The organism is Sphingomonas arantia (assembly GCF_042682045.1).
Taxonomy (GTDB): Bacteria; Pseudomonadota; Alphaproteobacteria; order Sphingomonadales; family Sphingomonadaceae; genus Sphingomonas_R; species Sphingomonas_R arantia.
Map to the genome: position 1 here is coordinate 492,822 of NZ_JBHUGS010000003.1, position 14,220 is coordinate 507,041.

At 68.4% G+C, this 14,220-nt stretch carries 7 protein-coding genes; 5 read left to right on the plus strand and 2 right to left on the minus strand.

Annotated features, from left to right (window positions below):
- Positions 1–68 precede the first annotated feature (68 nt).
- Positions 69–2,750 carry a glycoside hydrolase family 3 C-terminal domain-containing protein gene (locus ACFSGX_RS13710; RefSeq protein ID WP_380930700.1) on the plus strand — a complete coding sequence of 894 codons (2,682 nt, stop codon included), beginning with the start codon at positions 69–71 and terminating at the stop codon, positions 2,748–2,750.
- Positions 2,751–2,811: 61 nt separating this feature from the next.
- Here ACFSGX_RS13710 and ACFSGX_RS13715 read toward each other — a convergent pair whose 3' ends face one another.
- The gene (locus tag ACFSGX_RS13715; RefSeq protein WP_380930702.1) at positions 2,812–3,810 is read right to left on the minus strand and encodes a cupin-like domain-containing protein; all 999 of its coding nucleotides are present in this window, start codon (positions 3,808–3,810) and stop codon (positions 2,812–2,814) included.
- Positions 3,807–4,517: a SapC family protein gene (locus tag ACFSGX_RS13720; RefSeq protein ID WP_380930704.1), complete on the minus strand. Its 711-nt coding sequence runs from the start codon at positions 4,515–4,517 to the stop codon at positions 3,807–3,809. The genes ACFSGX_RS13715 and ACFSGX_RS13720 overlap by 4 nt, the downstream gene beginning before the upstream one ends.
- Positions 4,518–4,729: 212 nt before the next feature.
- Between ACFSGX_RS13720 and ACFSGX_RS13725 the strand changes: the two genes are divergently transcribed.
- From ACFSGX_RS13725 to ACFSGX_RS13740, 4 genes are all read left to right on the plus strand, one after another.
- Positions 4,730–7,792: a TonB-dependent receptor gene (locus ACFSGX_RS13725; protein ID WP_380930706.1), complete on the plus strand. Its 3,063-nt coding sequence runs from the start codon at positions 4,730–4,732 to the stop codon at positions 7,790–7,792.
- A 76-nt stretch (positions 7,793–7,868) separates the two neighbouring features.
- On the plus strand, positions 7,869–9,410 hold the full coding sequence (locus tag ACFSGX_RS13730; protein WP_380930708.1) for a tryptophan halogenase family protein: 1,542 nt from the start codon (positions 7,869–7,871) through the stop codon (positions 9,408–9,410).
- 29 nt (positions 9,411–9,439) lie between these two features.
- Positions 9,440–11,368 carry a sialate O-acetylesterase gene (locus ACFSGX_RS13735; protein WP_380930710.1) on the plus strand — a complete coding sequence of 643 codons (1,929 nt, stop codon included), beginning with the start codon at positions 9,440–9,442 and terminating at the stop codon, positions 11,366–11,368.
- A gap of 36 nt (positions 11,369–11,404) precedes the next feature.
- Positions 11,405–13,957 (plus strand): glycoside hydrolase family 9 protein, encoded by a 2,553-nt coding sequence (locus ACFSGX_RS13740; protein ID WP_380930712.1) that lies wholly within the window; start codon positions 11,405–11,407, stop codon positions 13,955–13,957.
- Positions 13,958–14,220: the final 263 nt, after the last annotated feature.

The window sequence follows — 14,220 nt, forward strand, 5'->3', positions numbered from 1 at the left end:
GCGTTGTTCGACGCTAACAATAGTCTTACAAGACTTCCAAACAACACAAGACGACAGGGGAGACGGGGATGACGCGCGGATCGCACTCGCAAAGGCACGTCCTGTGGGCATCGGCGGCGATCGGCCTCGCGCTCGCCACCGCCGCGACCGCGCAGCCCATCGCCCCCGCCCCGGCCGTCAGCCCGGTCCACGCACAGGCCGATCGCATGGCCGCCGCACTCGTCGCGCGCATGACGATCGAGGAGAAGCTCGACCAGCTCCTCAACGTCGCCCCCGCCATCCCGCGCCTCAACGTCCCGCGCTACAATTGGTGGACCGAATCGCTCCACGGCGCGCTTGGGCCGACCGAGACGACCAACTTCCCCGAACCGATCGGCCTGGCCGCCACCTTCGACGCGCCGCTCGTCCGCAACGTCGCCGCCGCGATCGGCACCGAGGTCCGCGCGCTCCACACATTGTCGCGCCAGACCGGGCGCAACGGCCGGATCGGCACCGGCCTCGACACCTGGTCGCCCAACATCAACATCTTCCGCGATCCGCGCTGGGGGCGGGGCCAGGAAACCTACGGCGAGGATCCGTATCTCGCCGCGCGGACCGGCGTTGCCTTCATCGAAGGAATGCAGGGTCCGAACCCCGATCTGCCGCAGGTCGTCGCCACGCCGAAGCATTTCGCGGTTCACAGCGGCCCGGAATCGACCCGCCACGAAGCCAACGTCTTCGTCTCCGCGCACGACTTGGAGGACACCTACCTCCCCGCCTTCCGCGCGGCGATCGTCGAGGGACGCGCCAACTCCGTCATGTGCGCCTACAACCGCATCGACGGCCAGCCCGCCTGCGCCAGCGACCTGCTGCTCAAGGATCATCTCCGCGGCGCATGGGGCTTCACCGGCTTCGTCGTGTCGGATTGCGACGCGGTGAAGGACATCGCCGACACCCACAAATATTCGCCCGACGGCCCGACCGCGGTCGCCGCCGCGATGCGCGCCGGCGTCGACAGCGAGTGCCACAACGCGACCCTGTCCGACACGTCGGGGCTCGAAGACCGCTACCGCGAGGCGCTCCGCCGCCAGCTCATCACCGAGGGTGAGATCGACACCACGCTCGTCCGGCTGTTCTCCGCGCGCTACCGCACCGGCGACCTGCCCGGCCTCGCCGGCACGCCCGCCACCATCCCCGTCGCCGCGATCGGCGCGCCCGCACAGGACGCGCTGGCGCTGACCGCAGCCGCCAAAAGCCTCGTGCTGCTCAAGAACGACGGCATCCTGCCGCTCAAACCCGGCATCCGCGTCGCGGTGATCGGCCCGCTCGGCGATGCCACCCGCGTCCTGCGCGGTAACTATTCCTCCGGCCTAACCGGCACGCCCGTGTCGGTCGTCGATGGCCTGCGCCGCGCGATGCCCGGCGCGCGCGTCACACTCGTGCCGTTCGGCGCGTCGCTGACCGATGGCGACCGCGTGCCGCAGCAGATGCTCCGCACGCCGGACGGCAAGCCCGGCGTCCTGGTGCGCTACTACAACCCGCTGCGCCCCGCCCCCACCGCATTCGCGCCCGGTACGCGCGACGCCGCGATCGCCGCGATGCGTTACCAGACCAAGCCCGTCGTCACCCGGATCGAACCCGATGTCGGCGACCGCAACCTCCAACTCGCCAAGCTGTCCGACATCCACCGCGTCGTCCGCACCGGCTTCCTCGTGCCGGCCGAAACCGGCACCTACCGCGTCGGCCTGACTGGCGCGGGCGGCTCGGCGCGGCTCGACGGCAAGCTCATCTCGGATCGCGCCAAGTCGCGCTGGAACGACCTCGCCACGTTCGAAACGCTCCAGCTGCAGGCCGGCCGCCGCTACCCCTTCACGATCGAGGGCGAGGTTTCGCTCGTCTGGAAACGCATCTCGCCGAACCCGACCGCCGATCTCACCCGTGCCGCCGCCGATGCCGACGTGCTCGTCGCGGTCGTCGGCCTGACCTCCGACCTCGAAGCGGAGGAAACCGGGATCAAGGTCCCCGGCTTCGAAGGCGGCGACAAGACCACGCTCGATCTGGCGCCGGATCAGCAGGCGATGCTGACCGCCGCCCGCGCCACCGGCAAGCCGATCGTCGTCGTCGCCATGAACGGCAGCCCGATCAACCTGGCCTGGGCAAAGGACAATGCCGCCGCGATCCTGGAGGCGTGGTATCCGGGCCAGGCCGGCGGCACCGCGATCGGCGACGTCCTGTCGGGCCGCACCAACCCGGCGGGCCGCCTGCCGCTGACCTTCTACCGCAGCGTCACGGACCTGCCGCCGTTCGACGATTACGCCATGACCGGCCGCACCTACCGCTACTTCGCCGGCACGCCGGTCTACGCGTTCGGTCACGGGCTCAGCTACACGAAGTTCGACTATGGCGCGCTGAACCTGACCCCCGCGGCGGGCGGCGCCGGACAGGGGCTGCGCGTCACCACCGAACTGCGCAACACCGGCGCCCGCGCGGGGGACGAGGCGGCACAGCTCTACCTGAACTTCCCCGACACGCCCGGCGCGCCGCGCATCGCGCTGCGCGGGTATCAGCGCGTCACGCTCGCCCCCGGCGAACGCCGCACGCTGACCTTCGACCTGTCACCGCGCGATCTCAGCAGCGTCGACGTCGACGGCACGCGCCGCGTCGCCACCGGCCGCTACCGCGTCACGGTCGGCTCCGGCCAGCCCGGCCCCGGCGTGGCCAGCAAGTCCGACCGCTTCGACGTCCGCACCGCGGTGGCGGTCGCGAAGTAAGGACGCCAACCGTCAACCCAACCCGTCCGGTTCGAGCCCGAACGGACGGAAGCAATCAAACTCAAACCCCGCGCAGCAACCGCATCACCATCGCCCGGATGCGCCCGGAGTTCCCCGCCCCCAGGATCCCGTGCCGTTCCGCCGGGAGGTGCGCCAGCGGGTGCCCGTCCGGCCGGAAGACATAATGGTCGAAGAACGCCCGCCACGCCGCGCGCTCCCCCGCCGGCCGGTCCGCGATCGCGACCATCGCCAGCATCATCGCGCTGTGCGGCTGGTCCGGCCCGCTGCTGCTCGCATCCCACCAGTAATTGACCAGCACGTTCAGCCCCCCCGTCGCCTCGACCTGATGCCACCACAGCTTGGGAATATAGAGCGCGTCGCCCGGCTCTAGGTCCACCACCAGCGCGGTGTCGCGGATCGCCTTGAACCGTGGATAGCGCGGGTCGCCCGGCGTGCTGCCCACCGCCAGCGCGACCGGCTGCCCCGCCATCGTGTGGTCGATCGGCCCCACGTAAAGCCCGCCGATCGCCTCGGGCGGGTACAGCGTGAACCGCCGCATCCCCGCCACCACGCACGCGATATTGTCCGACGTATCATAATGGCAGGCGACCGATGACCGGTGCCCCAGCCAGATCCGCGGCTGCACCGTCGGCAGGAACGCCAGCCCGTTCTCCGCGGCAAAGCCCGGGAGATACCCCTCGGTCGACAGCGACCCGACATACATGGTCGGGGCCTCCGCCACGCCCGCCGTCGCGACGATCTCCGCCAGCGCCTCCCCGAACCGCATCGTGCGCCGCTCGAAATTGAACCCGCTCAGGTCGTCGCTATAGGTGTAGCGCCCGGCGATCGCCGGCGCCCCGACGAACACCTCCGCCGGCCGCCCTGCATCCAGCCGCGCCAGATACGCCGCGAGATCGCCTTGCTCGGCCGCCGCCCGCACCGGCCAGTCGCGCACCGCACCGCGCAACACCACCGGGCGGCACGCGGCCACCACCTCCGCCCGGAACCGGTCGGGCGACGTCAGCGCATCCGCCGCGACGTCCGCCACCCGCCCGGTCATGCGCCGGCCAGCCGGTCGTTCCGCACCCGCGCCATCCGCGCGATCTGCCGCACCGACTGGATCTGCGTATAGCAGGCCGCCAGGTCGCCTTCGTGGAACATCGCCAGCACCGTCGCGTCCGGCAACGCGGCCACCGCGTCGGCACTGATTGTATAGAGGTCCTCCAGCCGGAACCGCGTCCCGTCGTCGAACCGTAGGTCGATGTCGATCGGCTCCAGCAGCGACCGTTCCAGCAACCGGGCGATGAACGCGTCCGTCGCCGGCAGGCCCGCGTGCAACCGCCCCAGCGCCCGCTGGACGCGCTGCAACGCCGCGCTCTGCACCCCGTCGCCCTCGAACAGCGGCGCGCCGCTTCCGTCCACGAACATGGGCAGTTCGCGGTCGATCACGATCCGGTCCTGCTCCACGAAGAACCCCTCGCGCTCCAGATCCGCCGGGCGATAGCCGCGCAACCGGCCGCTTTCGTCCAGGTTCGCATCGTCGCCCGGCTGCAACCGCAACAGCGCCCCGGCGTAGAACCGGCCGGTCTCCGGGCTCTTGGCGAACAGGATCGGATAATCCGCCGCCGCCGGCCCGAACTCCCCGACCACGATCTGCACGAACAGCCGTTCCGCGTCGCCCGACGCGCGGATGCCGAGCGTCCCGTGCTGCTCGAACCCGAGCACTTCCCATGCCGCCACGCCGTCGTCCTCATCCTGCGGGCACATGCCCTGTCCATTCCCGACCGTAGTCGGTGAGAGCGTTACCGCCAAGCCACGGTCGGATAGCGTATTTCATTACACCGACAAACAGCTTGCATCGCGGTTTAGCGCTACCTAAGCCACGGCCATCACGTCCGGTTGCCGGTTTCCGTTTTAATGCGGTCCGCACAAGAGACACAACGCGGCCGGCCAACGGCCCATCTAGAAAGGGAGAGGGCATGAAGATCATCATTGGCCAATTCGGTTCACGCTGGAACAAGGCCCGTCGCTCGCCGCTGATCGGCGCCTCTTCGGTGCTCGCGATCGCGCTTGCGACCCCCGCCTATGCCCAGGCGCAGACCCCCGCCGCCGCACAGCCCGCCGCCCCCGCGGCCGGAACCGTGACGACCGGAACCGCCCAGCCGGCCGGCGTTCAGCCCGCCGTTCCCTCCCCCAATACTCAGGTCACCGCCGAACAGGCCGGCCAGCCGCAGGACGCCGCAACCGCGCCGGTCCCCGCGAACGGTCAGTCGATCGCGACCACCGAGGCGGCGCCCGCCGACGAAGGTCAGGAGATCGTCGTCACCGGTCTGCGCGGTTCGCTCCAGCGCAATCTCGACATCAAGCGCACGTCGCAGGGCGTCGTCGACGTCATCTCGGCTGAGGACATCGGCAAGTTCCCCGATTCCAACGTCGCCGCCTCGCTCCAGCGCCTCCCCGGCGTGTCGATCCAGCGTTCCGGCGCACGCGGTGAGGCCACCGGCATCACCGTCCGCGGCTTCGGCGGCGATTTCAACACGACGCTGTACGATGGTCGCCGCATCTCGACCGCGACCGGCGGCCGCCAGATCGATTTCAGCACCGTCGGTGCGGATTTCATCGGCCAGCTCAGCGTCCTGAAAACGCCCGACGTCTCGCTCGCATCCAGCTCGATCGGCGCGACCGTCGACATCGCCTTTCCGAAACCGTTCGACCACAGCGGCTTCCGCCTGGCCACCACCGTCTCCGGTTCGCTCCAGGACCGTGCCGGCCGCGTTGTGCCCACGGCCGGCCTGCTCGTCAGCGACACGTTCGCGGACGACACGTTCGGCATCCTGGCCGACGTGATCTACACGCGGCGTGATACCGATACCAACCGCGTCTACGTGTCCGGTTGGCCGGGCGGCTACTATGCACCGTGCCAGCTGACCCCGAACTGCACGGCCGACCAGCTGTCGACCGCAAACAAGACCGTCGTCGGCTGGTTCCCGCAGCAATATGGCGCGGAGCAGCAGCAGGTGAAGGACGAGCGGATCGACGGTCGCGTCGCGCTCCAGTGGCATCCGTCGGAAAGCCTGATGGTCACGCTGGACAATAACTTCTCGCGCCAGAAGATCACGACCGACGTCTACGGCTTCGGCGTCTGGTTCAATCAGAGCGACCTGCGCAACGTCACGCTCGACGACAACGGCACCCCGACCAGCTTCACGCAGGCCGGAACCCCGACCGACTTCACCTCGGCGATCAACAAGCAGATCCTGCAGACCAACCAAACCGGTCTGAACATCAAGTACGACGCCAGCGAGAACCTGTCGTTCGAAGCCGACGGCTCCTACGCCAAGAGCTGGCTGAACCCGGGCGACGTGATCGGCAGCAGCAACGCCGACATCGGCTATTCGGGTCTACTGTCGAACACCACCGGCCTGTCGATCAACGGCAACAGCAGCAGCGCGTTCCCTGTCCTGACCAACTATGGTCCGGCGGGCGACGAATCGCGCTTCACCGATCCCACCGTGATCGGTTCGCACGTCACCGTGCTGCAGACCCAGAACAATACCGACGTTCTGAAGCAGTTCCGTGGCGCCGCGACCTGGAAGCAGGACGATCTGACCATCAAGGTCGGCGGTCAATATTATGACGACACGTTCCGGCTGTCGAACAAGAGTACGTTCACGAACAACTACTGGCAGGCCTATGCCGGTTACGGCGGCCCGTCCGGCGGCAGCACCGGCGTCTCGCCGCTGCCGTCCAGCCTGTTTCAGGGCAATATCAGCCTGAACAACTTCATCCCCGGCTTCGACGGCACGCTGCCTTCTTCGGTGATCAAGTTCGATCCGGCCGCCTATCAGGCGTATCTCAGCAGCCTCGGCAACCCGCAGGCCGGCAACGTCGCGGGCTACAACTATCCCGGCGTCACCGGCTTCACCGGCTCGTTCGATCAGGCGGTCGATCCGGGCAGCGTGCTGCGCGTGAACGAGAAGACCTGGGCGCTGTTCATGCGCGTCAACTTCGATGCCGAAGTCGCGGGGATGCCGTTCCACTTCAACGCCGGCGTCCGGAACGAGAATACCCACCTGACCGCCACCGGTCAGGGCCGCCAGCCGGTCTCGATCGTGCGCAGCGCCGCCGATCCGACGCTGCTGACGCTTGCCTTCACCGATACGCAGGCGGTGACGTCGAAGAGCGACTACTCCTACCTTCTGCCGACGCTCGACATGCGGCTGGAGTTGACGGACAAGCTGCAGGCCCGGTTCAGCGCATCGCGGACGCTGACCCGCCCAAGCCTCAGCCTGCTGAACCCGGTCACGACGCTCGGCAACGGTCAACGTGTCAACGCGCTGTCCGCCAGCGGCGGCAACCCGAACCTGAAGCCATACCTCGCCGACAACTTCGATCTCGCCGGCGAATGGTACTACAAGCGCAACTCCTATCTGTCGGTCGACTTCTTCATCAAGAACGTCAGCAACTTCATCGTCGGCGGCGTGACGCGTCAAACGATCAACGACGTGATCGATCCGACGACGGGGCAGGCCGCGGTGTTCGCCGTGTCGCAGCAGGTGAACGGCCCGGACGCCACCGTCCGCGGCGTCGAGCTGGCGTTGCAGCATGTGTTCGGCGACACCGGCTTCGGGTTCCAGGCAAATGCTACGTTCGTCGAAACCAACAAGCCGTACGATGCGAGCGACATTTCGCAGACCGGTTTTGCGGTCACCGGCTTGGCGAACTCGGCGAACTTCGTCGGCTTCTACGACAAGAAGGGGTTCCAGTTCCGGACCGCCCTCAATTGGCGTGACGAATATCTGGCCGGCTTCGGGCAGAACCAGAACACCGGTTCGTTCGGGTCGGAGCCGACGTTCGTTAACTCCAGCTTCCAGGTCGATCTGAGCTCGAGCTGGGACATCAACCCCAAGTTCAGCGTGTTCGGTGAAATCCTGAACATCAACAACAACCAGCAGAGCACGCACGGCCGGTTCAAGAACCAGCTGCTCGACGTGTTCGACTATGGCCGCCGCTTTACGCTCGGCGCGCGTTTCCGCTACTGATCGACTGCCAACGGGGTTGCCGGACGTTCCGGCAACCCCAGATATCGGGTCCCCGGCCTGTGAACGATAAGATAACGTGAGAGAGATCAAGCACATCGTCATCGTCGGCGGCGGCACCGCCGGCTGGCTGACCGCCGGCGTCATCGCCGCGAAGCATCAGGCGCGTCGTGCGCATGGCTTCACCGTGACGTTGATCGAATCGCCCAATATCCCGATCATCGGCGTCGGCGAGGGGACATGGCCCACGCTGCGCAACACGCTGCGCCGCATGGGCATCTCCGAAACCGAACTGTTCCGGCAATGCGACGCCTCGTTCAAGCAGGGCGCGCGCTTCAACCGCTGGACCACCGGCGCGCCGGACGACGGCTACTACCACCCGCTCATGCTGCCGCAGAATTTCGGTCAGGTGAATCTCGCCCCGCACTGGCTCGAAACGCCGGACGCCACCAGTTTCTGCGACGCGGTCACGCCGCAGGGCCGGGTCTGCGATGCGGGCCTGGGGCCGAAGACGATCGCCACGCCGGAATATGAGGCGGTCGCAAACTACGCCTATCATCTCGATGCCGGCAAATTCTCCGGCTTCCTGCAACGCCATTGCTGCGACGTGCTCGGGGTCCGCCACGTCCTCGCCGATGTCACCGAAGCGGTCGTCGACGAATCCGGCGACATTGCCATGGTCCGCACCGAACAGGCGGGTGACATCCCCGGCGACCTGTTCGTTGACTGCACCGGCTTTGCCGCCCTGCTGATCGGCCGCACGCTGGGCGTCCCGTTCAAGAGCTGCGCCGACACGCTGTTCTGCGACACCGCGCTCGCGATCCAGGTCCCCTACCCGGACGACGAGGCGCCGATCGCCAGCCACACCATCTCCACCGCGCAATCGGCGGGCTGGACCTGGGACATCGGCCTGCCCACCCGCCGCGGCGTCGGCCATGTGTTCTCCAGCAGCCACATCAGCGTGGACGAGGCCGAACGCGAACTGCGCGCCTATATCGGCGATGCCGCCGGCGACCTGCCGGTCCGCAAGCTGTCGATCAGGGCCGGCCACCGCGAGATCTTCTGGAAGAACAACACGGTCGCCGTCGGGCTCGCCGCCGGCTTCCTCGAACCGCTCGAGGCCTCCGCGATCGTCCTGATCGAACTGTCGGCCAAGCTGATCGCCGACCAGCTGCCCGCCTGCCGCGAGGTGATGGACGTCGTCGCGCGCCGCTTCAACGAGACGACGCTCTACCGCTGGGGCCGGATCATCGATTTTCTGAAGCTCCATTATGCGCTGACCCAGCGGACCGACACAGACTTCTGGCGCGACAATGTCCGCCCGGAATCGATCCCGGACCGGTTGCAGGGCCTGATGGAACTGTGGCGCTACCACGCGCCCTGGATGCTCGACGAATTCGACCGCGCGGAGGAGGTCTTCCCCGCCGCCAGCTACCAATATGTGCTCTACGGCATGGGCCACCGCACCCACGTCCCGCCGGGCGTGGCGGCGACGGACGTCCGCGCCGCGGACCGCGCGATCCGCGAGAACCGGGTGCAGACCGAGCGGCTGATGGCCGGTCTGCCGCGGCACCGCGACCTGATCCGCAAGATCACCGAATATGGGCTGCCGACCATTTGACGCCCCGCCTCGATAGGATGCTCCCCGCCATGCCGAACCGTCCCGCCCTGGCGCTGCTCCTGACCGCGCTCGCCGCCCCCGCCGCGGCCGCTCCCACGCTCGACGGCATCTTCGGCGACCATGCGGTCGTCCAACGCGGGCAGCCGATCGCGGTCGCCGGCACCGCGATGCCGGGCGAAAGCATCATGATCGGCTTCGCGGGCCGCAGCGTCGTCACCACCGCCGCGCGCGACGGCCGGTTCCGCAGCAGCTTCCCCGCCATGCCCGCGGGCGGCCCCTATGAAATGTCGGTCGCCGCCCCCAGCGGATCGACGGTGTTCCGCGACATCCTGGTCGGCGACCTGTTCCTCTGCTCCGGCCAGAGCAACATGGAATTGCAGGTCGGCCAGGCGCAGGACCTGATCCCCGACGCACACGCGCCCGCCGACCCGCAGCTCCGCCTACTCACCGTCGCAAAGGCGGCCAGCGCCGCCCCGCTCGCCCGTTTCGGTCAGACACCGAATTGGTCGATCGCCGCGCCCGACACCGTCCCGACCTTTTCCGCCGCCTGCTACTACATGGTCCAGCAGCTCCGCCGCACCGCGAAGGTGCCGATCGGCGCGGTCCATAGCAGCTGGGGCGGATCGCGGATCAGCGCCTGGATGGGCGACACCGCGCTTCGCACCGCCGGGCTGAAGGGCGAGGCCGACCTGCTCGCGCTCTACCGCCGCGATCCGGCCGCCGCCAACCGCCGCGCCTCGACCGAATGGGAAACCTGGTGGCGCGGCCAGAGCGGCGACACCGCAGGCCGCGAACCGTGGCAGCCGACCGCCGCGCTCGACTGGAAACCGGTGCCCGCGATCGACAATTTCGAACGCTGGGGCATCCCCGCGCTCGCCGACTTCAACGGCATGCTGTGGTACCGCCGCGTCGTCGATCTGACGCCAGCGCAGGCGCGCGGCGTCGCCACGCTGGCGATCGGCATGGTCGACGATGCCGACCGCACCTGGGTCAACGGCGTCGGCGTCGGCGGCAGCAGCCTGGCCAGCCAGTCGCGCGTCTACGCCATCGCCGCCGGCACGCTGAAACCCGGCCGCAACGTCATCACCGTCAACGATCAGGATGTCTACGCCTATGGCGGCATGACCGGCCCGGCCGACACGATGCGGATCACGTTCGCCGACGGCAGCAGCATCCCACTCGGCACCGACTGGGAATATTCCGTCGCGCGGGACGTAAAGGGCAGTGCCCCGCGCGTGCCCTGGGACGACATCAACGGCGCCGGCACGCTCCACAACGCGATGATCGCACCGCTCGGCGCCACCCGCTTCGCCGGCATCGCCTGGTATCAGGGTGAATCCGACACCGGCATCCCCGGCTACGACCGCCGCCTGGCCGCGATGCTGCGCGACTGGCGCACCCAGTTCGGCCAGCCGACGCTACCGCTCGCGGTGGTCCAGCTCGCCAATTACGGCGCGCGCGCCTCCACGCCGCAGGACAGCGGCTGGGCGTATGTCCGCGACGCGCAACGCCGCATGACCGCGGCGGACGGCCATTCCGGCATCGCGGTCAGCCTCGATCTCGGCGACCCGCTCGATATCCACCCCGGCGAAAAGCATGAGGTCGGCCAGCGCCTCGCCCGCGTCATGCGTGCCACCGCCTACGGCGAGGCGATCGCTCCGTCCGGCCCGGCGATCGCCAGCGCCGCGCGCGGTCCGAACGGCGGCGTGACGCTCCGCTTCTCCGGCGTCGCGGGCGCCCTGCGCGCGATCGGGGCCAACGACGCGATCGGCTTCGAACTGTGCGACGCCGCCAGCTGTCGCTTCGCCCCCGGCCGCCCGAACGGCAGCGACGTGACGATCGCCGGCGATGGCCGCCCGGTGACCAAAGTCCGCTACGCCTGGTCGGACGCGCCCGCGGTCAATCTCGTCGATGGCGATACGCTGCCGGTCGGCACTTTCGAAATCGCCGTACCTTAGTTTTCGCTGCCATTGCCCCCGATCGGAATCATAAAGATGAACCGTCTGTCGAAGCGTCTCGCCTTGGTCGCAGCCCTGCTCTGCTCCACCCTCCCTGCCGCCACCGTGGCGCAGACCGCCGCCGCCAAGGCCACACTCGCCTGGGACCCCGCCGGCTATCTCCACACGTCGGGCGTCGACATGCTCGTCTTCAGCAACTGGTATGACGGCCTGTTCGCCGATTCCAAGATCGGCGGGATCGAGATCATCCAGCAGGGCGTCCGCACAGCTACCAACGGCGACGTGCGCCTCCAGGCGACGCCCGGACAATGGGACCCCGCCGCCAAGTATATCAGCCGCACGGTCGACCAGAAGACGGGCGTCGTCGTCACCACGCTCGAATATCCCGCCTACAACTGGCGCTACACCGTCCGCGTCGAACCGCGCGGCACCGCCGCCGCGATCACCGTCGACCTGACCCAGCCGGTCCCCGCGGCGCTGGTCGGCAAGGCCGGGTTCAACATGGAATTCCTGCCGTCGGCCTACATGCACAAGAGCTACATGGCCGACGGTCGACCCGGCACGATGCCGCTCCACCCCGCCGACGCGATGGTCCGCACGCCCGATCGCAACCCCGCCAGCGGCCGCGCGGACGGGATCGGCGCCGAACCCCTTCCGATGGCGTCCGGCACGCGGCTCGTCCTCGCGCCCGAGGATCCCGCCCGCCGCGTGACCCTGCGCAGCGACGGCCCGCCGATCGCCCTGTTCGACGGTCGCAACCAGGCGCAGAACGGCTGGTTCGTCGCCCGCTCGCTGCTCCCCGCCGGCCGCACCGGCCGCGTGCTGACCTGGACCGTCGAGGCGAACAGCGTCCCCGGCTGGCTCCGCGCGCCCGTCATCGCCCATTCGCAGCTCGGCTACACACCCGCCGCATGCAAGCTCGCCACCGTCGAACTGGACCGTGCCGACACCCGGACCGGCCGGCTCCAGCTGATCCGCGTGGGCGAGGACGGCAGCATGACGCCCGTCGCCGTCCCCGCCGCCAAGCCCTGGGGCAATTATCTGCGCTACCGCTACGTCCAGCTCGATTTCAGCGCGGTGAAGCAGCCCGGCACCTATCTGCTCGACTATGCCGGCACGCGCACCGCCACGTTCCGGATCGCCGACGACATCTACGACAAGGCCTGGCACCCGACCAACGACGTCTATTTCCCGGTCGCGATGGACCATATGGCGGTGAACGAGGGCTACCGCGTCTGGCACGGCCCGGCGCATCTCGACGACGCGGTCCAGGCGCCGCTCAACCACGAACATATCGACCTGTATCGCCAGGGACCCACCGCGCCGTTCAAGCCTGGCCAGCACATCGCCGGCCTGAACGTCGGCGGCTGGTTCGACGCGGGCGACTTCGACATCCGCACGCAATCGCAATATCAGGTGATCCGCCAGCTCGTATCCGCCCGCGAACGCTGGGGCCTCGACCGCGACACGGTCAGCGTCAACGACGCGCGCCGCCAGGTCGAGATCCACGTGCCCGACGGCATCCCCGACATGGTCCAGCAGGTCCGCCACGGCACGCTGCAACTTGTCGCGCAGTTCGACGCGGTCGGCTACGCGATCAACGGCATCGTCGAACCCGACGTTGCGCAATACACCCACCTCGGCGACGCGGGCAGCAAGACCGACCGGCTGGTTTACGACGCCAAGCTGAAACCCGGCGAGGAGCGGAACGGCCGCAGCGGTATCCCCGACGATCGCTGGGCGTTCACCAGCAAGGCCAGCGCGCTCAACTACGGCTCGATCGCCGCACTCGCCGCCGCGTCCCGCGTGCTGAAGGGTTATGACAACGCACTCGCCACCAAGGCGCGTGCCATCGCCGAACGCACCTGGACACAGGAACAGGGCCACGCGCCCGACCTGTTCAGCCACGGCAACACCACCGGCGGCCCGGTGGTGCAGGAGGAATTCTCCGCCGCGGTCGAACTGCTCCGCACCACGCGCGACAAACGCTATGCCGACCGCATCATGACGCTCTGGCCGCAGATCGCGCCCAAGTTCGACGACATGGCCTGGACCGCCGCCGAAGCGATCCCGTTCATGCCCGCCGCCTACCGCGCCGCGATGCTGCCGGTCGTCCAGGCCTGGCAGACGCAGGCCGACACCGCCGCCCGTGCCAATCCGTTCGGCGTGCCGATCACCACCGGCGGCTGGGCGGGCAGCGGCACCGTCATGGGCTACGCGCTCAACAGCTACATCCTGCACCGGGAATTTCCGGAAATCGTTGACGGCCGCGGCGTGCAGCGCGGGATCGACTTCATGCTCGGCCACCATCCGGCGTCCGACATCTCGTTCGTCTCCGCGGTCGGCACGGTGTCGAAGGAAGTCGCCTACGGCAACAACCGCGCGGACTTCTCCTACATCGCCGGCGGCGTCGTGCCCGGCGTACTGGTCATCAAGCCCGACTATCCGGAAAACCACGAGGACTGGCCGTTCTTCTGGGGCGAAAACGAATATGTCATCCCCGAAGGCTCGATGTGGATCACGCTGGCCAACGCCGCCCGCGAAATGGCGGGGCCGCAGGTGACGAGCGGAGCGCCAAACGCGGACTAAACCTCACGCCACCCTCCTCTCCACCACCCCCACCCCCGTTCGGTTCGAGCCTGTCGAGAACGCCGCGCTGAGTTCTCGACAAGCTCGAACCAAACGGGTGGGGAGCGCACCTGATCTCTCAAACCCCGTCCATCCCGAGCGAAGTCGAGGGACCCTTCGAGCGTAGTCGAGAAGCCAACATCACCCCTCGGCTGCGCTCGGGGGGAGCGTGCCTCGTCTTCACTCGGCATGGACGGGAGGGGCAGCACACCACCCCCCAATCA

Excerpts from the sequence above, each read along its gene's own strand:
- ACFSGX_RS13740 (WP_380930712.1), top strand. The coding sequence starts at position 11,405 with ATGAACCGTCTGTCGAAGCGTCTCGCCTTGGTCGCAGCCCTGCTCTGC.
- ACFSGX_RS13710 (WP_380930700.1), top strand. The coding sequence starts at position 69 with ATGACGCGCGGATCGCACTCGCAAAGGCACGTCCTGTGGGCATCGGCG.
- ACFSGX_RS13715 (WP_380930702.1), bottom strand. The coding sequence starts at position 3,810 with ATGACCGGGCGGGTGGCGGACGTCGCGGCGGATGCGCTGACGTCGCCC.
- ACFSGX_RS13720 (WP_380930704.1), bottom strand. The coding sequence starts at position 4,517 with ATGTGCCCGCAGGATGAGGACGACGGCGTGGCGGCATGGGAAGTGCTC.
- ACFSGX_RS13735 (WP_380930710.1), top strand. The coding sequence starts at position 9,440 with ATGCCGAACCGTCCCGCCCTGGCGCTGCTCCTGACCGCGCTCGCCGCC.
- ACFSGX_RS13725 (WP_380930706.1), top strand. The coding sequence starts at position 4,730 with ATGAAGATCATCATTGGCCAATTCGGTTCACGCTGGAACAAGGCCCGT.